Source organism: Aeromicrobium sp. SORGH_AS_0981, assembly GCF_031453195.1.
Lineage (GTDB): Bacteria > Actinomycetota > Actinomycetes > Propionibacteriales > Nocardioidaceae > Aeromicrobium.
The window spans coordinates 3385915-3405205 of record NZ_JAVIZD010000001.1 but is presented as its reverse complement, the minus strand read 5'-3'; the positions used below and the strand labels follow the sequence as shown (position 1 = coordinate 3405205).

The following is a 19291-nucleotide window of genomic DNA, read 5'->3' as shown; positions in this document are numbered from 1 at the left end:
GCGTCAGTCCGGCGGCGCGAACCCGGGGATCGACTCCTCCAGGATCGAGCGGAACGGTGCCGTCGCGTTGAGCTGGCACAGCACGCCGACGCCACCCAGCCAGACGCGGTGGATCAGCAGGTACTCCGGCGGCAGGTTGATCTTCATCGACGTCGACATGCCCTCGCCGCCCAGGCCGACCCGGCCTGCCTGCTCGCGCAGCCAGGCCCGCGAGAACGTGAACGTCGCGGCGCCCGCCGGCTCGACGAACGGCGCGATGTACCCGGCCATCACCTCGGGGTCGATCTTCGTGCCGGGGCGCAGGAACCCCTCGCTGCGCAGGTGGTCGGTCACCGCCTGCGCGTCGCCCGCCAGCGCGGCGGTCAGGAGCGGGCCGAGCGCGGGAGGCAGCCCGTCGGGCAGGTGCGCCACCGCACCGAAGTCGACGACGCCGAGACGTCCGTCGGGGAGCACACGGAAGTTGCCGGGGTGCGGGTCGGCGTGCAGCAGCCCGACGCGGTCGGGGCTGGTGAGCAGGAACCGCACGTACCGCTCGCCGTAGCGGTCGCGGTCGTCCTGGCTGCCGTCGCGGATGAGGTCGGCCAGGGAGCCGGTGGACTCCATCCAGCTGCTCACGAGCACACGCTCGGTCCCGTGCACGACGCTCGGCACGAAGATCTCCGGGTCGTCGGCGTACTCCTCGTGGAAGCGCTGCTGCGCGACGGCCTCGAGCGTGTAGTCGAGCTCCTCGACCACACGGTCCTCGAGCTCCTGCAGCAACGCCTTGACGTCGATGCCCGGCGCGAGGACCCCGAGGAGCCGGGAGATGCGCGACAGCTGGCGCAGGTCCGAGCGCAGCGCCTTTGCCGCACCGGGGTACTGGATCTTGACGGCCACCTCGCGCCCGTCGTGCCACCGACCGCGGTGCACCTGCCCGATGGAGGCCGCCGCGGCGGGTTGGTCGCCGACCTCGACGAGCCGGTCGCGCCAGTCGGCGCCCAGCTCGGCGGCCAGCTGGCGGTGCACGACGTCGACGGGCATGGGCGGGGCGGCGTCCTGCAGACGCGTGAGGGTCTCGCGGTAGGGCGCCGCAATCTCCTCGGGCAGCGCCGCCTCGAAGATGCTCATGGCCTGGCCCATCTTCATGGCGCCGCCCTTGAGCTGGCCCAGCACGCTGAACACCTGCTCGGCGGTGCGCCGCTGCACCTCGGTCAGCACGGCGTCGGCGGGCGCGCCGCCGATCCGCCGGCCCATGCCGAGGGCGGTCCGGCCGGCGAACCCGACGGGCAGGGCCGCGAGCTTCGCGCCACGCGTGAACGCCCCGACCGGGAGCGACGACCGACTGCGCCGGCCAGTGCCGCGGTCGTCGGCGGCGTCGTCCGGCTCCTGTGGCTCCACGTCTCCCAGGATAGGTGCCATCGGCTCAGGCGTCCCGGTGGAGCAGGCTCGTGCAGCCCTCGTGGACCGGGACGACTTCCCGCACGACCTCGCGGCCGCGGAGGTGGAGCACGCCGCCCACCGTCTCGGGACGGTCCGGTCCGGCGCAGGCCGCCGTCTGCTCGGCGACCGCGGCGGCGACGCGGTGCAGCAGGACCGGCCCCGGCGACGGCGGGGGAGCGGCGACGAGCGGGCGACCCAGCTGCCCCACCACCGCCGCCCACGTCGGGTCCGCGGTGGCGCGCGCGGCGTCGTGGCAGCCGAGGCACGACGTGCGGCCTGCGACCGTCAGGGGGCCCACGCGGGCCCGGTGCTCGTCCACCACGACGGGCAGGACCGGCAGACCGGTCTCCACCGCTCGCGACACCCAGAGCCGGTCGGGCTCGCCGGCCGCGACCAGCACGAGCAGCGCGGCGTCGCCGACCGGGTCCGGCCGCAGCCCCAGCGCGTCGACCGCGCCCGCCACGACCTGCGCGACGTGCTCGCTGCCCGCCCAGGCCCGGATGCGGACCGAGAGGCGCGGCAGCCTGGGCGGCGGACCGGCGCGCAAGGCGCCACGAGCCAGCAGCTGCTGCACGACCGAGCGCGGGTCGTCCTCGAGCTCCGGGACCCGCTCACCGGCGAGTCGCTCGACGGACTCCAGGCTGCGGCCGTCGAGCAGCCGCAGGAGGGCGACGAGACCTGGTCGGTCGGCGAGCACCACGTCGGGTCGACCGACGACGGTCAGTCGCCGCGCGTCGCGACGCACGACGTCGCCTCCCGGGAGGAGGACGGGCCGCAACGTCATGGCGGCCACCTTGCGGGGCTCGACGGGCTCGGACCAGCGGGTGTCCACAGTGCCCGTGGACGCCTTCGGGGGTCCTGACGTGCGAGAGCCGGGCTCCCGAGGGTCTGCCTTCCCCTGCGGACCTGATTCGGGAGCCCGGCTGAGGACACCGTAGGGGTCCGGGAGGGGCGCGTCAACCGACTTGGCAGAACCGTTGTCCACTCCTGTGGACAAGTCTGTGGGCAAGATGTGCGCATCGCCGTCGACCGGTGTGGACGGCACGTGGACAGAGCCGGCGGGGCCCGGGGAACTCGACGTTCCGACGGTATGGAACCTCCTCCTGACCTGCGACGGGACGGCCCCGGGCTCGTTCGGTGGATGTGGACGAAGATTCCTCGACCGTCGGAGCCCTCGGCTACCGTCGAGGACGTGGGTGAGGTGGAGATCAGGCGCAGCACGCGACGTCGTCGCACCATCCAGGCGTACCGCGACGGCGACCGCACGATCGTGCTCGTGCCCGCCCACCTGTCACCCGAGCAGGAGCGCGAGGAGGTCGCGCGACTCGTGGCCCGTCTCGACGCCCGCGTTGCCCGGACTCCCGCGGGCGACGAGGAGCTGATGGCTCGGGCGCGCACGCTCTCCGACCGCTACCTGGAGGGCCGGGCGGTGCCGAGCTCGGTGCGGTGGGTCACCAACCAGACGCAGCGGTGGGGCTCCTGCACGGCCGCCACCGGGGCGATCCGCATCTCCGACCGGGTCCGCGACATGCCCGACTACGTCGTCGACCACGTCGTCCTGCACGAGCTCGCCCACCTCATCGAGCCGAATCACTCGTCGCGGTTCTGGGCGCTGCTCGCGGACTACCCGCACGCGGTCAAGGCCGAGGGGTTCCTCGAAGGCGTGTCCTGGCAGCAGCGATGAGCGCCAGCGTGTCGGCGTCGGTCGGTTCCACGGGCTCGCCGACACCGAACCAGGCCACCGGGTCCTCGCCCTCGACCACGACGGGCTCGGCGTCGACCGGGGCCACCGCGAGCAGCTGGACGTCGAGGTGGTGGCCGCCGGGGGAGCAGAACGGCACGGCGTGCCGCGAGAGCCGCAGCGGTTCGGGGTCGACCTGCAGGCCTGCGATGCCCGTCTCCTCGAGCGCCTCGCGTGCGGCGGCGTCGACCAGGCTCGCGTCGTCCGCCTCGCAGTGCCCGCCCGTCTGCAGCCACAGCCCTGCCTTGCGGTGACGCACCAGCAGCACGCGCTGCGCATCGGCCGTCATCACCAGCGCGCTCGCCGTCACGTGGTCGGGCCGGCAGGGGCGCAGCATCCCGTCGGGGTGCGCGGCCAGGTGCGCGAGGTACGCCACCCGTAGCCGTTCTTGCGCCGCGTCGGGTGCCGTCCAGGTCGCCAGCGTGCGCGTCGCGTCGGCGTGCAGGGTCACCGGGCGTCGCCGGTGCCGGGCTCGTCGTCGCGGTCCTGCGTGCCTTCGCCGGACTCGCCCGCGAGGAGCTCGTCGAGCGCCGCGTCGAAGTCGTCGTCGACGGTCTCGCCGCTCGCGAAACCGAGCGGGTCGTCGAGATCGGCAGCAGTCGGCATGAGGTCGGGGTGCGTCCAGGCGGCGTCACGGGCGGCCGGGCCCTGCCGGTCCCGGACCGCGGCCCAGAGGTTGGCGGCGTCGCGCAGGCGACGCGGCCGCAGCTCCAGGCCCACGAGCGACGCGAACGTCTGCTCGGCCGGACCCCCGGTGGCGCGACGTCGGCGGATCGCCTCCGCCAGGGCCGGCGCCGACGGCATGTCGCGCGCCGCCTGCGAGACGACCTCGTCGACCCAGCCCTCCACGAAGGCGAGCAGCGTCTCGAGCCGCTCGACCGCGTGCTGCTGGCCGGGGGTGCGTCGCGGCTCGAACAGGCCGCCCTGCATCGCCTCGGCGATGGCCTCGGGACGGCTGGGGTCGATCTCACGCACCTGCGCCTCGATCGCCTCCACGTCGATGTGGGTCCCCGCGCCGAACTCGTCGACGGCGCCGACCAGGGCCTGCTCGAGCCACGGTGCGTGCGCGAAGAGCCGGTGGTGCGCGCACTCGCGCAGGGTGACGTAGAGCAGCACGTCGGCCGACGAGTGCTCGAGCCCCTCGCCGAAGGCCTCGACGTTGTGCGGAAGCACGGCGGCCACGCGGCTCGGGCCCATGGGCAGGCCGATGTCGGTCGACGACAGCACCTCGGTGGCCAGCCCCGCGAGACCCTGGCCGATCTGCTGCGAGAACATCGCGCTGCCGGCCTGGTTCAGCATCCCGATGAGCGGGCCGGCCATGGCGCGCGCCTCGTCGGGGATGGCCTGTGCGATCGCTCCCACCACGTTGTCGGCGATCGGCTCCACCAGGCGCCGCCACGAGGTGCCGGTGGCCTCGACCCACTCGGCGCGGCTCCAGGCGACCGACGACGTCGTCGCGGCGGGGACGTCCGTGACGCGGTCGAGCCACGTCTCGGCGAGCCGGACGGCGTCGGCGACCGCCCCGACCTGGCCGGCGTGCGGCGACGGGTCGGGGCCGGCAGCAGCGAGCGTGCGGCGCGCGACGTCGCGGGCGGTGTCGAAGTCGACCGAGCCGTCCTGGGTGGCGCCGCTGAACAGCTGCTGCATCTGCCCGAAGATCGCGCCGAGGTCGGGTACCTGGCCGGCGGGGCCGCCGGCGGCGCCGGGGATCCCACCGAGCGCCCCGAAGACCTGCTCGAAGGGCGTCCCGGCGAAGGGGTTGGGCTGCTGCGGCTCGCGGTCCTCCTCGGAGGAGGAGTCGTCGCGGTCGTCAGGTGTGTCGGCCATGGGACCAGCGTATCGAGGCGGCCCCACGGGCTCGGGTCGTCCGACGCCGCTCGCGCTGGGCGGCGCGGTGCGGTCGCGCCGACTACGGTGGTGTCCCATGAGCACGGTCCGCCTGGTCGACGTCCGCGACACCGCCCTGAGCCTCGACGAGGTCTTCACCGCGGTGCGCGACCCGCACGCCGGTGGTGTGGCCCTGTTCGTCGGGACGGTGCGTGACCACGACGGTGGGCAGGACGTCAGCGCCCTGTCCTACAGTGCGCACCCGAGCGCGGTCGAGCGGCTGCGCGACGTCGCGGAGCGGGTCGCGGCCGAGGAGGACGTCGTCGCGGTCGCCGCGGTGCACCGGGTCGGCGACCTGCAGATCGGCGACCTCGCGGTCGTCGTGGGCGTGTCCGCCGCCCACCGGGCCGAGGCCTTCACGGGTGCCCGCCGGCTCATCGACGAGCTCAAGGCCGAGGTGCCGGTGTGGAAGCACCAGACGTTCGAGACCGGCGACGCCGTGTGGGTCGGGGCCTGTTGACCGGCGCGGTTGTCGTCGAACTCTAGGGTGGAGCCGTGCCCGACGACCCTGGACGAGACACCGCCGTGCCTGAGGGCGCCCCGCACGACCCTGACGCCCACCGGCTCGGGCGTCGCTACGTCACCCTGCTCGTCGCGGGCGTGAGCGTCGTCGCCCTCACCTGCGTGGCGTTCCTGCTGCCCGCCCCGTACGTGACCATGCGTCCGGGCCCCGCGTTCGACACGTTCGGCGAGATCGGCGGACGGCAGATGTTCACGTTCGGCAAGGGCGTCAAGACCTACCCCGTCGACGGTGCGCTCGACTTCACGACGGTCTCCGTCACCCGCGCCGACACGCACGTCAGCCTCGGGTCGGTCGTCGAGGCCTTCCTCACCTCCGACGTGGCCGTCGTGCCGCGCGACATCGTCTACCCCGACGACGAGTCGGCCGCGGCGTCGAAGGCCGAGGGTCAGGCGCAGCTCACCAGCTCCAAGGACAGCTCGCTCGTGGTCGCGCTGCGGGCCGCCGGCTACCGCGTGGGCGAGCGCGCGTCGGTCGCCGCCGTCGCGCAGGACGGTGCCGCCGCAGGCAAGCTGCAGCCGAAGGACGAGATCACCGCCGTCGACGGTCGGCGCACCCCGTCGTCGGCGTCGGTCGTCGAGGCCGTCGGCCGGGTCGATCCGGGCACGACCGTCACGCTCGACGTCGTCCGCGACGGCAAGGAGCGCACCGTCGACGTCACCACCCGCCCCGACCCGCGTGACGCCTCCGTCCCGCGCGTGGGGGTCTCGCTCGGCACCGTCTACGACTTCCCGATCGACGTCGAGAACAACGTCGGCGACGAGGTCGGTGGTCCCAGCGCCGGCACCATGTTCGCGCTCGCGATCTACGACCGCCTGACGCCCGGCTCGCTCACGGGCGGGCGGACCGTCGCAGGCACCGGCACCATGAGCCCCGACGGCACGGTCGGCCCCATCGGGGGCGTGCGGCAGAAGATCGCCGGTGCCGCGGCGGCAGGCGCCAAGGTCTTCCTGGTGCCCGACGCGAACTGCGCCGAGGCCGCCCAGGGCTCCGACCACGGCATGACCCTCGTGCGGGTGGCGACCTTCGACGAGGCCGTCAAGGAGCTCACGGCGCTCGCCAAGGATCCCGACGCCCGGGTCAGGACGTGCTCGTGACGACGCCGGAGCAGGAGCCGCTGCCGTCCACCCCGCTGCGGCTGGCCGCCCTCGAGGTCGAGGCGCACGTGGCCGCGGACGGGTGGGACCAGGCCCCCCGCCTCTATGCGCTCGTGCGCACCGCCGCCCTCGTCGAGGCCGAGCCCTCGCTCGCGGCCCAGCTCGCCGTTCCGCTGCGCGACGCGCCCGACGGCTTCACGACGATCGAGCAGGAGCTGCACCTCGAGGGTCGACCGCTCGAGGACGTGCTCGAGGAGATCCAGTGGCCCGACGCCGTCGACGGGTGCGCCGTCGTCGTCGAGCGCATCATGCTGCCTCCCGAGGCCGAGGAGGACCTCCCGTCCGACCCGGCCGCGGTCGCGGAGGCGGCCGCCCGCCACCCCGCCCGCCAGGACGTGCGCCTCGTGGCCGTCGTCGACCGAGCGGGGGAGCGGCACAGCGCCGTGCGCGCCCGCACGCCCGCCGACGCCGCGCTCCTCGAGGGCCCCGACCTGGTGCCCGGTCTGGTGCAGGCCCTGCTCCGCACCCTCGACGTGAACGCCTGACGTAGGCTCGCCCCACCGTCAGCCCCACCGCTGGACCCGACCCCAGAACGACACCTGGAGCCCCGTGAGCGACATCTTCGGTACCCCCCGTCCCCGACCCGAGCCGACGCCCGGCGGGGTCGACAAGCGCCGGAAGGTGCTCGTGCCCACGCTCGTCACGCTGGCGGCGCTGCTGTTCCTCGGGTCGATCTTCACGTCGGTGTGGACCGACCGGCTCTGGTTCCGCTCGGTCGACTACTCGAACGTGTTCACCACGGTCATCGTGAACCGGGTCGGGCTCTTCGCGGTGCTCGGCCTGCTGTTCGGGCTCGTGGTCGCCGCCAACGCCTGGCTCGCGCACCGTCTGCAGCCCGACACGCTGCCCATGCGCCGTGACGACCCCGCGTTCCGGTACCGGCAGGCGCTCTCGCCGGTGAAGCGTCCGGCGCTGATCGTGCTCGCCGTCGTGCTGACGGTCTTCGCCGGCTCCGTCGCGTCGTCGCGCTGGGAGACGTTCCAGCTGTGGCGCCACGGCACGTCCTTCGGCGAGCAGGACCCGCAGTTCAACAAGGACATCGGCTTCTTCGTCTTCGACCTGCCCTGGTTCAACTTCCTGTCCTCGTTCCTGTTCGCGCTGGTGGTCGTCGCCGTCCTGGTGAGCGTGTTCGTGCACTACGTGTTCGGCGGCATCCGCTTCGCCGGCCGTGGTCCGCGCTTCACGCGTGCGGCGCAGGTGCACCTGGCGGTGCTCGTCGGGTTCGGCGTGCTGCTGCGGGCCTTCGGCTACTGGCTCGACCGCTACAACCTGGCCGTCAACGGCTCCGGACTGTTCACCGGCATCGGCTTCACCGACGCGAAGGCGCGGATCCCCGCGGCGAACATCCTCATCGGCGTCGCGCTGGTGTGCGCCGTGCTGTTCTTCGCGTCCGTCTTCGTGAAGTCGTGGGTGCTGCCGGGCGTCGGGCTCGGCCTGCTGCTCCTCACGTCGGTGCTCATCGGCGGTGTGTGGCCCTACGTCATGCAGTCCTTCCAGGTCCGTCCGTCGGAGCCGGACAAGGAGGGTCCGTACATCGCCCGCAACATCGAGGCGACGCGCGAGGCGTACGACGTCGCCGACGTGGAGACCGAGGACTACACGGCGAACACGACCCTGACGCCGCAGGAGCTCAACGCGTCGGCGGAGTCGCGCGTCAGCACGCGTCTGCTCGACCCGACGCTCATCTCACCCGCCTTCCAGCAGCTGCAGCAGGTGCGCGGCTACTACACCGTCCCGCAGACCCTCGACGTCGACCGCTACAAGCTGGGCGACGACGACATCCCGCAGGACGTCATCATCGCGGCCCGCGAGCTCGACCTGGGCGGTCTGCAGGACTCCCAGCGCAACTGGGCCAACGACCACACCGTGTACACGCACGGCTACGGCATCATCGCCGCGCGCGGCAACCAGCGTGGCGAGCAGGGTGAGCCCGTGTGGGTCCAGAAGGACATCCCACCGGTCGGTGAGATCGAGACCGAGGTGCCGCCGCGCATCTACTTCGGCGAGAGCTCGCCGTCGTACTCGATCGTCGGACGACCCGAGGGCGCCGCACCGATCGAGGTCGACATCCCCCGCGGTGGCGGGTCGGGCAACGACGGCGCCGAGAGCGCCACGCAGAACACCTACGACGGCGAGGGTGGCGTGCCCGTCGGCAGCCTCTTCCACAAGGTGCTCTACGCGTTCAAGTTCGCCGAGCCCAACATCGTGCTGTCCAACCGCGTCAACGAGAACTCCAAGATCCTCTATGACCGGCACCCGCGCGACCGCGTCGAGAAGGTCGCGCCGTGGCTCACGGTCGACGGCGACACCTACCCGGCGGTCGTCGACGGCCGCGTGGTGTGGATCGTCGACGGCTACACGACCAGCAACAGCTACCCGTACAGCGAGCGGCGTTCGCTGCGCCAGGCCACCGACGACACGCTGACGCAGGGGTCGTCGCAGGCCGCTCTGCCGACGGACAACGTCAACTACATGCGCAACTCCGTGAAGGCCGTCGTCGACGCCTACGACGGCAGCGTGAAGCTGTACCAGTGGGACACCGAGGACCCGGTCCTCAAGACGTGGATGAAGGTCTTCCCGGGTGTCGTCGAGCCGCGCTCGGAGATCGACCAGAGCCTGCTGGAGCACCTGCGCTACCCGGTCGACCTGTTCAAGGTCCAGCGCAACGTGCTCGAGCGCTACCACGTGACGGACGCGCAGACGTTCTACGAGGACGGCGAGCGCTGGCGCGTGCCCGAGGACCCGGCCACCCCGTCGGGCCGGACGGCCACGCAGCAGCCGCCGTACTACCTGACGACGGCCCGTCCCGGCCAGGAGGACCCCGCGTTCTCGCTGACCAGCGTCTACCTGCCGAACAGCCGCCAGAACCTGGCCGCGTTCATGTCGGTGAACTCCGAGGCGTCGAGCGAGGACTACGGCAAGCTGCAGATCCTGCAGCTGCCGAGCGACACGCAGGTGCCGGGTCCGAGCCAGATCGCCAACCAGTTCAGCTCCGACCGCGGCGTGACGCAGGCCCTGCTGCAGTTCCGCCAGTCCGACGCGCAGGTCCTCAACGGCAACCTGCTGACGCTGCCCGTGGGCGACGCGCTGCTGTACGTGCAGCCGGTCTACATCCGACGGCAGGCGAACGAGGGAACGTACCCGGTGCTGCAGTTCGTGGCGGCGTCGTTCGGCGAGGAGGTCGGCTTCGGCCAGACCCTCGACGAGGCGCTGCGGGTGGCGCTCGGCCTGGCCGAGGGCTCCGTCCCCGATCCGGACGAGGAGTCCTCGGGCGGCGACTCCGGTGGCAGCGGCGACGGCGGCGCGAAGACGACGCAGGAGTACCTGCGTGACGCGTCGGCCGCCTACTCCGCGGCCCAGAAGGCTCTCGAGGCCGGCGACCTCGCCGAGTACCAGCGTCGGATCAACCAGATGAACGCAGCGGTCGAGAACGCCCAGGACGCCTTGGGCCAGTCCGACCAGAGCGGCGGCCAGTAGGGGGTCCGCTGCTCGAGCAGCGCGGAGCCGCGACGAGCGTGCTCCGGACGTATCGAGACCGTTCCAGGCGGTCGCTGGGGGTTGGCCCGCGCTGGGCTGTCGCCGGGTGGTCTCGCTCCGTCGCGGCTACGCCCCACTGCGACGGCTCCATCGCAGGGACCTCGCAAGCTCGTCCCTGCTACTCGACCAGCGAGACAACCGCTGGTCGAGTAGCGCGGAGCCGCGAGGGACGAGCGTGCTCCGGGCGTACCGAGACCACTCTGCGCGGTCGCTGGGGGTTGGCTCGCGCTGATCCGTTGCCGGGTGGTCTCGATACGTCCGAGCTTCGCAAGCTCGCTCGGACTACTCGACCAGCGAAGCGTTCCGCTGGTCGAGTAGGCCGGAGCCGCGACGAAGGAGCGTGCTCCGGGCGTATCGAGACCACTCTGGGCAGACGCTGGGAGCCAGGCCGCGCTGGGCTGTTGCCGGGTGGTCTCGATACGCAGCCACGACGCTCCTTCGTCGCGCGTGCTGCTACTCGACCAGCGGAACCCACCGCTGGTCGAGTGCCTTCACGAGCGCCAGCGAGGGGAGGTGTATCGAGACCACTCCAGGCGGTCGCTGGGGGTTGGCTCGCGCTGAGCCGTTGCCGGGTGGTCTCGATACGCAGGGACCTCGCAAGCTCGTCCCTACTACTCGACCAGCGAGACAACCGCTGGTCGAGTAGCGCGGAGCCGCGAGGGACGAGCGTGCTCCGGGCGTACCGAGACCACTCTGGGCAGACGCTGGGAGCCAGGCCGCGCTGGGCTGTTGCCGGGTGGTCTCGATACGCAGCCACGACGCTCCTTCGTCGCGCGTGCTGCTACTCGACCAGCGGAACCCACCGCTGGTCGAGTGCCTTCACGAGCGCCAGCGAGGGGAGGTGTATCGAGACCACTCTGCGCGGTCGCTGGGGGTTGGCTCGCGCTGGGCTGTTGCCGGGTGGTCTCGCTCCGTCGCGGCTACGCCCCACTGCGACGGCTCCATCGCAGCCACGACGCTCCTTCGTCGCGCGTGCTGCTACTCGACCAGCGGAACCCACCGCTGGTCGAGTGCCTTCACGAGCGCCAGCGAGGGGAGGTGTATCGAGACCACTCCAGGCGGTCGCTGGGGGTTGGCTCGCGCTGGGCCGTTGCCGGGTGGTCTCGCTCCGTCGCGGCTACGCCCCACTGCGACGGCTCCATCGCAGGGACCTCGCAAGCTCGTCCCTGCTACTCGACCAGCGAAGTGTTCCGCTGGTCGCGTGCGTGCGCGAGGGACGCGGGGCTTCGGGGGCGGTGGCACTCTGGGGGGATGAGACGGGTCGGGTGGGTGCTGGTGGCGGTGGTCCTCGCGGGGTGCGGTGGCACGGGTGGGGGAGGAGAGCGCGACAGCACGCCCTCGTCAGCCCCTTCGACGACGCTGCCCGACGACCCGACGCCGACGCTCCCCGACGACGACCCGACGCCGACGGCCAAGCCGTCGGCCGGCCTGCAGAGCGTCACCGGAGTCGTGGAGCGCTCGCCGGAGGACCGCTGCGTCACGCTCGCCGCCACCGGCCGCACGTGGGTGCTCACAGGAACGGTCGCCGGCATGGAGGCCGGCGACCGTGTCACCGTGCGGGGCCGGCCCGACCCCGACGCGACCACCACCTGTCAGCGAGGACCGGTGCTCGTCGTCGTCGAGGTCGAGCGCGGCTGACTACTCCTGCTCGTCCTTCGCCGTCGCCTTCGGAGCGAGCGGCTGAGCCGTCTCCGGGGCGGTCGGCGTCGTGGTCGTCGCCGACGGGGTCGGCTCCGGGGCCGTGCCGGTCACCCGGACCGTGCCGCTGCCGAGCACCGCACCCTCGGACGAGATCACCTGCATCTCGCCGAACAGCGAACGACCCTCGGTCGGCTGCGCCGTGGGCTCCAGCGAGCCCTTGACGACCGCCGTGCCGCCGCGTGCCAGCTGGACGGGCGTGTCGTCGACCGCGAGCGTGCCCAGCCCCGCGGAGTAGAACACGTCCAGGTAGTCGTACTCGGTGCTCCCGGCCGGGACCGCGTAGCCGTCGACGACGACGGTGTACGTACCGGCGGCGGGGGCGTCGAGCGTGACCGACTCCTCGGAGTCACCGTCCGCGGACTGGCCGGCCTGCGACCCGTCCGGGTTGAGGATGGCGAGGTCGAGGTCGGCGCCGGCGTCGGACGTGCTGCCGATGGTCGCCGTCAGGCTCGACGCGCCCTCGGGGACGTCGACGGTGTAGGTCTGGCGAGCACCGTCCTCGATCGTCTTGCGCTCCGCGAGGGCGCTGCCCAGGTCGCCACCACGCGGCGTGACCGTGACCGGACCGAACGCGTTCTTGAGCGTCCACTCCAGGGCCGTCGCGCCACCGTCGGCCGCCGGGGCGACCTCCTGGGTGGCCGGGTCGACGGTGACGCCCTGGACCGCGGCGGTCAGCCTGAACGGGTTGTCGAGCAGCGGCGACGTGCGACGCGACTCCACCTCGATCTCCCAGACACCCGGCAGCGGGTCGGCGTAGCTCCGCGACGTCGGCTTGCAGGCCTTCGCGTCGCTGAAGTTGGTGTAGCACGCCGTCGACGCCGTCGACTCGACCGGGACGCCGTAGGGGTTGATCGCGATGAACCGGGTCTGGCTGCGCGTGGCGATGCCGGACAGGTTCACCTGCAGCGCCTTGGCACCCTTCGGCACCGACACGAAGTACGACGTGGACCGGTTGCGCTGGACCGTGCCGCGGTTCTCCTTGGCGAAGCTCGGCGAGGTCAGCCCGGTCGACTGCACGACGGTCACCATGACGCGGTGGTCGACGACCGGGGTCGCCGGGTCGTCGATCTCCACGATGGCCGAGTGCGCGCCCTGCGTCTTGGCGGTGGCGGTCACCGGCAGGCTCACCGTGCGACCCCGCGCGAGCGTGATCGAGGTGGGCGCGCGGAACGTGCCGTCGTTGCCGACGATGCGGACGGTGTGCTTGACCGACCTGTAGGTGCCGGACGAGCGCGTGATCTTCACGTCGTACTTCTTGGCCTTGTTCAGCGTCTGACCGCCCTGGTCGGCGGCGCAGCGGTTGTACAGGCCCGTGCCGCGGCCCGGCTTGGCCAGGAAGTCCGACAGCGGGGTGCAGACCGGTGCGTCGGTGCGGTAGTCGGCCGTGACGGCCTTCTTCAGGAGCAGGCTCCACGCACCGGGCACGTTGATCTGGCCGGCGCCCTGGCCCGCCACCGACTCGCCCGGGAAGAGCTTTGCGGAGGAGTACAGCGCGTTGCGCAGCTGCTTGGGGGTCACCGGGACCTCGCGGGCGAGGGTGCCCGACAGCAGGACCGCTGCCGCACCCGCGGCCTGCGGCGACGCCATCGAGGTGCCGTTGAACATCGCGTAGCCGACCGGCAGCGTGTAGCCGGCCTCCTTGAGGTCAGGCTGCTTGAGCCACTGGGGCACGGTCGAGATGGCCGAGCCGGGCGCTGCGATGTTCGGCTTGAAGTCGCCGGACTCCGTCGGGCCCCGCGAGGAGAACGGGTGCAGCGCGAGCGCGGCCGAGACGACCGAGCCGTAGTTGGCCTTCCAGGTCTCCTTGGAGATGGACGACGCGACGCTGACGACCTTGCCGGCCACGGACGGGTCGCCGATGGTGTTCAGGCCAGGGCCGCTGTTGCCGGCCGAGATGAACAGCTGCACGCCGTAGTCGTCGATGAGTCGGTCGTAGACGGTCGCGCGGGCGTTGTTGGCGTCGTTCAGCGCAGGCAGGCCGCCGATGGACATGTTGACGACGTCGACACCGCGGTTGGTGACGAGGTCGACCATGCCGTCGAGGAGCGCGGCGGCGGTGCAGCCGCCGCCCCACGTGCAGGCGCGGCTCGAGACGATCTTGGCGCCGGGCGCCTGGCCGTTCATGGCGCCACCGAACAGCGAGTGACCGGCGGCGATGCCGGCGACGTGGCTGCCGTGCGCGTCCTCGACGATGCCGATGTTGACGAAGTCGGCGGTGCCGGGCAGGTCGGCGGGCGCCAGGCTGACGTCCTCGCGGTACTCGACCGTGAACGGCATGCGCTCGACGATGTCGGTCGACGGGTCGTCGGTGCCGAAGTGGCCGACCTGGAACTTCTCCTTGTACGGGCGCATCAGCTCGTCGTCGGAGAAGACGTTGTCCTGGTTCGCATCGACCCAGATGTCGTGGGTCGTCTCGTCGTAGAGGATGCCGAACCGGTCGGTGGTGTCGCCGTCGCGGTTCACGTCGCCACCAGGCTCGCTGCCGGCGGTGATGCTCTCGCTGAATCGGTTGACGCGGAAGGTGCCCTCACGCGGCGCGGTCCAGGTCTGGTTGGCGTAGGTGAACGTCGGCGAGGCGGTCACGGAGGTGATCATGGCTCGCCACGTGCTGTCGTCGTCGAGGAGCGGGTCGGTGCCGGTGACCCAGTCGACGATCTTGCGCTCGCCGGTGCTGGTCTCCTGCAGGGCGGGGTGGTCGAGGTCGACGCCGGAGTCGATGATGCCGATGGTGACGCCGCGGCCGTCGTACTTCGGGTTCTTCGCGACGAAGTCGGTCGTGCCGGTCTCGCGCGTGGGCATGTACGGGTTGGCGTTGGGCGTGCTCGCGCCGGGCGCGCTGCTGGGCGCGGAACCGTCGGCGGAGACCTTGCCGGGGGCGGGGTCGTCGATCGGGATGGTCTCGTCGAGGTCGACGGCGTCGACCTTCGACAGTGCGGCGACCTTCTCCACGCGCGACGTGGGCACGCTGGCGCGGACGTAGCCGAGCTTGTCGTCGACCCGGCCGACCCAGGCGCCGGACGCCTCGAGGGAGTCGACGACGGCCGCGGTGGCCTTGCGCTGGGTGGCGATCATGACGGTGACGCGCTTGTCACCGTTCTGGCGGGCCTCGGCGAGCAGCTCGCGGTCGGGCTGGCCGAGCTTGTCGCCGGTCGGCGCGTCCTTGACCTCGTCGGTCTGCGCGGTCTGCTCCGGGGCCTGGTCGACCGCGGTCCGCGGGTCGTCGGGTGCTGCGTTCGCTGTGCCCGCCGAGGTGATGGCGAGCGCGAGCGCGATGGTGGAGGCGGCTCCTGAACGGAGCAGCCGTGTGCGGCGTGTGCGCAAGGTGGTGCGTCCTCTCTGCTACCGGACCGTGTCCGGCGTCCCCCCGTGGGACAAGGCGTGCCCGCCCGAGGGGGCGAGGCATGGGAGACAGTCTCACCCCGTGCCTGCTGCTGCGCCAGGGCTGACGGGCCTGCAATCTCGGGCTTAACCGTTTCGTCACCTTGCCGTGCACCATGAGCGAAGCCCCTCCCGGACGGGTCCGGGAGGGGCTTCTGGGCGTCGTCCGACGCGGCGGAGCGGGTCAGCGCTGCAGGAAGTCGAGCAGCACGCGGTTGAGCTCGTCGGCGTGGCTCACGTTGAACCCGTGGGGTCCGTCGGCCACGACGTGGACCGTGGCGTCCTTGACGATCTCGCCGGTGCGCTTGCCCGAGACCTCGAACGGGACCACGGCGTCGCCGTCACCGTGGATGACGAGCGTGGGCACGTCGATCTTCTCGAGGTCGTCGCGGAAGTCGGTGGTGCCGAAGGCCTCCACGCAGCCGAGCATCGCGGTGGTCGACGCGGGCTCGACGAGCGCGATGGCCTCCTGGCGCTGGGCCTCGGTGACCTTGAGCTCGTCGCCCGCGCTGAAGAAGTTCGTGGTGAACTCCTCGAGGAAGCCGGCACGGTCGTTGCTGACGCCGTCCTTGAAGCCCTGCACGTCCTCGGGGGTGAGGCCGCCCTCGGGGTTGTCGTCGGACTTCAGCAGGAACGGGGGCACGGCAGCCGCGAAGACGGCGGAGTGGATGCGCTCGGAGCCGCGCGAGCCGAGGTACCGGGCGACCTCGCCGCCGCCCATCGAGAAGCCGACGATGGTCGCGTCGGTGACCTCAAGCAGCTCGAGCAGGCCTGCGAGGTCCTCGGTGAAGGTGTCGTAGTCGTAGCCGGTGTCGGGCTTGTCGCTGGCGCCGAAGCCGCGACGGTCGTAGGTGATGACGCGGTAGCCGGCCTCGGTGAGCGCCGGGACCTGCTCCGACCAGGAGGCGCCGCTGAGGGGCCAGCCGTGGATGAGGACGACGGGGCGGCCGTCGCCGCCGGAGTCGGTGTAGCTGATCCGGATGCCGTTGGTCTCGAGCGTGCTCATGGGATGTTCCTCCGTGGGTGTCGGGGATCGTGTGCTCTGGCACCTTCGAGTCTGGTCGAGCACACCGATCGCGCAACTCGAACGTGCACGATGTGGTCGTACGCGATGTAACTCGCGGTCTCAGCCCGTGGATGGATGCCCCTGGTTTGCCGCGCGCAGATGCCAGGACGGACGTACGCTCGCCGTGACGCACACCACACGGCCGCCAAGGGTCGTCACGGTGGGGCGCGAGGCGGGGGAGGCGGACCGATGGCTGACTCACTGATCGAGAGGTCGACCGTGCTGCGTCGTGTGCGTGCGGTCGGCAAGGCGTTCACGACGCCGCTGCACCCCGACGACTACCTCAAGCTCATCAACCCGCTGTGGTCCGCGCGCGAGCTGCGCGGCCGCGTCGAGCGGGTCGAGCAGGTCACCGACCGCTCGGCGACTCTCGTCATCAAGCCCGGCTGGGGCTGGTCGTTCGACTTCCAGCCCGGCCAGTACATCGGCATCGGCGTGGAGATCGAGGGCCGGTTCCACTGGCGGTCGTACTCCCTCTCGTCGGCGCCCGTGCGCTCGGAGGGCACCGTCGCGATCACCGTGAAGGCGATGCCCGAGGGCTTCCTGTCCGAGCACCTGGTCAACGGGCTCGCGCCGGGCACGATCGTCCGGCTGGAGTCGCCCCAGGGCGACTTCGTGCTGCCCGACCCGCCGCCGGCGAAGATGCTCTTCGTCGTCGGCGGCAGCGGCATCACCCCGGTGATGTCGATGCTGCGGACCCTCGACCGTCGCGGCTCCGTGCCCGACGTGTTCCTCGCGTACTCCGCGGTCGACGAGGACGACATGATGTTCCTCGACGAGCTCCGGGAGCTCGCGGCGGAGCACGACCGCTTCACCTTCCACGAGCGGTTCACCGACCGCGACGGGTTCCTCACGCCCGACCGGCTCGGCGACGTCTGCCACGACTGGGCCGAGCGCGAGACGTGGGCCTGCGGCCCGCAGCCGATGCTCGACGCGCTCGTCGAGCACTTCGAGCGGCTGGGCCGCGAGGACGAGCTGCACGTCGAGCGGTTCTCGCTCGGCGCCACCGAGACCGACGCCGAGGGCGGCACGATCACCTTCGGCGACACGGGCAAGAGCGTCGAGGTCGACGGGGCCACGACGCTGCTGGAGGCCGGCGAGCAGGCCGGCGTCAACATGCTGTTCGGCTGTCGCATGGGCATCTGCCACACGTGCGACGTGCCGCTGCTCAGCGGCCGCGTGAAGGACCTGCGCAGCGGCGACGAGCACACCGAGGGCGAGTACGTGCAGACCTGCATCAGCGTCGCCGCCACCGACTGCACGCTCAAGATCTGAGGAGACACCCATGGCCTACGCCGACGTGCGCGAGTACACCCACCTGACCGACGAGGAGGTGGAGGCGATCGGGCGCGAGCTCGACGAGATCCGCGCCGAGGTCGAGGCGAGCCGTGGTCAGGCCGACCGCGACTACGTCCTGCGCATCATCGCGCTGCAGCGACGGCTGGCGGCCGCCGGGCGCATCACCCTGTTCGCGAGCCTGTTCCCGCCCGCGTGGCTGCTCGGCACGGCGCTGCTCTCGTCGGCCAAGATCCTCGAGAACATGGAGATCGGCCACAACACCATGCACGGCCAGTGGGACTGGATGAACGACCCCGAGGTGCACTCCAGCAGCTGGGAGTGGGACACCACGCAGCCGGCGGAGCAGTGGAAGCACTCGCACAACTACATCCACCACCAGTTCACGAACGTGCTCGGCCACGACAACGACGTGGGCTACGGGATCCTGCGCATGAGCCGCGACCAGAAGTGGACGCCGTACAACCTGGGCCAGCCGGTCTACAACGCCCTGCTCGCGCTGTTCTTCGAGTACGGCGTGGCGCTGCACGACCTCGACATCGAGGCCATCCGCAAGGGCGAGAAGGACCCGAAGCTGCTCAAGCGCCAGCTCAAGCAGATCGGCGACAAGATCGGCAAGCAGGCGCTCAAGGACTACGTCGTCTATCCGGCGCTGACCGGTCCGGCGTTCCTCAGCACGCTGACGGCGAACATCACGTCGAACCTCGTGCGCAACGTGTGGGCCTACATGATCATCTTCTGCGGGCACTTCCCCGACGGTGCGGTGCACTTCACCGAGGAGGAGCTCGAGGACGAGACGCGCGCCGAGTGGTACCTGCGCCAGATGCTCGGGTCGGCCAACTTCGAGGGCGGCACGCTCCTGCACGTCATGAGCGGCCAGCTCGGCTACCAGATCGAGCACCACCTGTTCCCCGACCTGCCCAGCAACCGGTACGCCGAGATCTCGGTGAAGGTCAAGGACATCTGCCGGCGCTACGGCATCCCGTACACGACCGGTCCGCTGTACAAGCAGTACGGCCAGACGCTGCGCACGATCATGAAGCTGTCGCTGCCGAACCGTCGCACGAAGGACAACCCGGCCCCACCGGCGCCGCGGACGCGCCGGCTGCGCGACGACGAGCGTCCCGGACGTCGCCACGAGCTGGGCCGCTGGACGAACGCGGTCGCCACGTCGTGAGCGAGGGCGTGGTGACGGCGGCGTCGGGCCCGGTGGTCGAAGGCTCGGCGCTGCCGTTCGCGTGCGTGGACGACGAGGGCCGCGGCACGCACGAGAAGGTCGTGAAGAAGCAGGCCATCCGGTGCTCCCTGAGCCGCATCTGCGGGGTGTGCGGCGAGACGCTGACCCGCCCGGTCGCGTTCGTCGGCACCCCCGACGAGGCCCTCGACGGGGAGTTCGCGTTCCCGCCGTGCCACGTGGCCTGCGCCCGCGAGGTCGCTGCCGACCCGCGGCAGCGACTCGGTCACGAGCAGCGGCCGCACCGCTGGGTGCTGGTCAGCACCGCGGGCTTCGACCTCGTCCGGCCGGCTCGCCGCGGCGAGCCGGTGTGGTTCCGACCGAACTCGGTGCTGGAGCGCGAGACGCTCTGAGC

At 71.7% G+C, this 19291-nt stretch carries 15 protein-coding genes; 9 read left to right on the top strand and 6 right to left on the bottom strand.

Annotated elements, in window-relative coordinates; all coding sequences use genetic code 11:
* Positions 1-3: 3 nt before the first annotated feature.
* Both QE370_RS16775 and QE370_RS16770 read right to left on the bottom strand, forming a co-directional pair.
* Positions 4-1377, bottom strand: a complete 1374-nt coding sequence (locus tag QE370_RS16775; protein ID WP_309635057.1) for an AarF/ABC1/UbiB kinase family protein — start codon at positions 1375-1377, stop codon at positions 4-6.
* A gap of 25 nt (positions 1378-1402) precedes the next feature.
* Positions 1403-2203 (bottom strand): hypothetical protein, encoded by an 801-nt coding sequence (locus tag QE370_RS16770; RefSeq protein ID WP_309635056.1) that lies wholly within the window; start codon positions 2201-2203, stop codon positions 1403-1405.
* A 408-nt stretch (positions 2204-2611) separates the two neighbouring features.
* On the opposite strand from QE370_RS16770, the gene QE370_RS16765 reads away from it, so the two are divergent.
* Positions 2612-3103, top strand: a complete 492-nt coding sequence (locus QE370_RS16765; RefSeq protein WP_309635055.1) for a M48 family metallopeptidase — start codon at positions 2612-2614, stop codon at positions 3101-3103.
* Here QE370_RS16765 and QE370_RS16760 read toward each other — a convergent pair.
* Together QE370_RS16760 and QE370_RS16755 are read right to left on the bottom strand one after the other, a co-directional pair.
* A complete protein-coding gene (locus tag QE370_RS16760; protein ID WP_309635054.1) occupies positions 3057-3611 on the bottom strand; it encodes an NUDIX domain-containing protein in 555 nt (184 codons plus the stop codon). The two genes, QE370_RS16765 and QE370_RS16760, sit on opposite strands and share 47 nt — an antisense overlap.
* Positions 3608-4987 carry a zinc-dependent metalloprotease gene (locus QE370_RS16755; RefSeq protein ID WP_309635053.1) on the bottom strand — a complete coding sequence of 460 codons (1380 nt, stop codon included), beginning with the start codon at positions 4985-4987 and terminating at the stop codon, positions 3608-3610. The genes QE370_RS16760 and QE370_RS16755 overlap by 4 nt, the downstream gene beginning before the upstream one ends.
* Positions 4988-5084: 97 nt before the next feature.
* On the opposite strand from QE370_RS16755, the gene QE370_RS16750 reads away from it, so the two are divergent.
* The 5 genes from QE370_RS16750 to QE370_RS16730 all read left to right on the top strand — a co-directional run bounded on the left by QE370_RS16750 (position 5085) and on the right by QE370_RS16730 (position 11899).
* Complete coding sequence (locus tag QE370_RS16750) at positions 5085-5507, top strand: molybdenum cofactor biosynthesis protein MoaE (protein WP_253026335.1); 423 nt, start codon at positions 5085-5087, stop codon at positions 5505-5507.
* A gap of 35 nt (positions 5508-5542) precedes the next feature.
* Complete coding sequence (locus tag QE370_RS16745; protein WP_309635052.1) at positions 5543-6664, top strand: PDZ domain-containing protein; 1122 nt, start codon at positions 5543-5545, stop codon at positions 6662-6664.
* Complete coding sequence (locus tag QE370_RS16740) at positions 6661-7209, top strand: PPA1309 family protein (protein WP_309635051.1); 549 nt, start codon at positions 6661-6663, stop codon at positions 7207-7209. Before QE370_RS16745 ends, QE370_RS16740 begins: the two co-directional genes overlap by 4 nt.
* Before the next feature lie 64 nt (positions 7210-7273).
* Complete coding sequence (locus tag QE370_RS16735; RefSeq protein ID WP_309635050.1) at positions 7274-10201, top strand: UPF0182 family protein; 2928 nt, start codon at positions 7274-7276, stop codon at positions 10199-10201.
* A 1311-nt stretch (positions 10202-11512) separates the two neighbouring features.
* The gene (locus QE370_RS16730) at positions 11513-11899 is read left to right on the top strand and encodes a hypothetical protein (RefSeq protein ID WP_309635049.1); all 387 of its coding nucleotides are present in this window, start codon (positions 11513-11515) and stop codon (positions 11897-11899) included.
* Here the strand turns inward: QE370_RS16730 and QE370_RS16725 are convergent, their stop codons facing one another.
* Together QE370_RS16725 and QE370_RS16720 are read right to left on the bottom strand one after the other, a co-directional pair.
* Positions 11900-15283 carry a S8 family serine peptidase gene (locus QE370_RS16725; protein ID WP_309635048.1) on the bottom strand — a complete coding sequence of 1128 codons (3384 nt, stop codon included), beginning with the start codon at positions 15281-15283 and terminating at the stop codon, positions 11900-11902. It lies immediately after the preceding gene.
* 241 nt (positions 15284-15524) lie between these two features.
* Complete coding sequence (locus tag QE370_RS16720) at positions 15525-16346, bottom strand: alpha/beta hydrolase (RefSeq protein WP_309635047.1); 822 nt, start codon at positions 16344-16346, stop codon at positions 15525-15527.
* Between the two features lie 249 nt (positions 16347-16595).
* On the opposite strand from QE370_RS16720, the gene QE370_RS16715 reads away from it, so the two are divergent.
* Genes QE370_RS16715 through QE370_RS16705 form a run of 3 tightly spaced genes read left to right on the top strand, consistent with a single transcriptional unit; the run spans position 16596 to position 19289 of the window.
* A complete protein-coding gene (locus QE370_RS16715; protein WP_309635046.1) occupies positions 16596-17681 on the top strand; it encodes a ferredoxin reductase in 1086 nt (361 codons plus the stop codon).
* A gap of 10 nt (positions 17682-17691) precedes the next feature.
* Complete coding sequence (locus QE370_RS16710; RefSeq protein WP_309635045.1) at positions 17692-18879, top strand: fatty acid desaturase; 1188 nt, start codon at positions 17692-17694, stop codon at positions 18877-18879.
* Positions 18876-19289, top strand: a complete 414-nt coding sequence (locus tag QE370_RS16705; RefSeq protein WP_309635044.1) for a hypothetical protein — start codon at positions 18876-18878, stop codon at positions 19287-19289. Before QE370_RS16710 ends, QE370_RS16705 begins: the two co-directional genes overlap by 4 nt.
* The last annotated feature ends 2 nt before the right edge of the window (positions 19290-19291 follow it).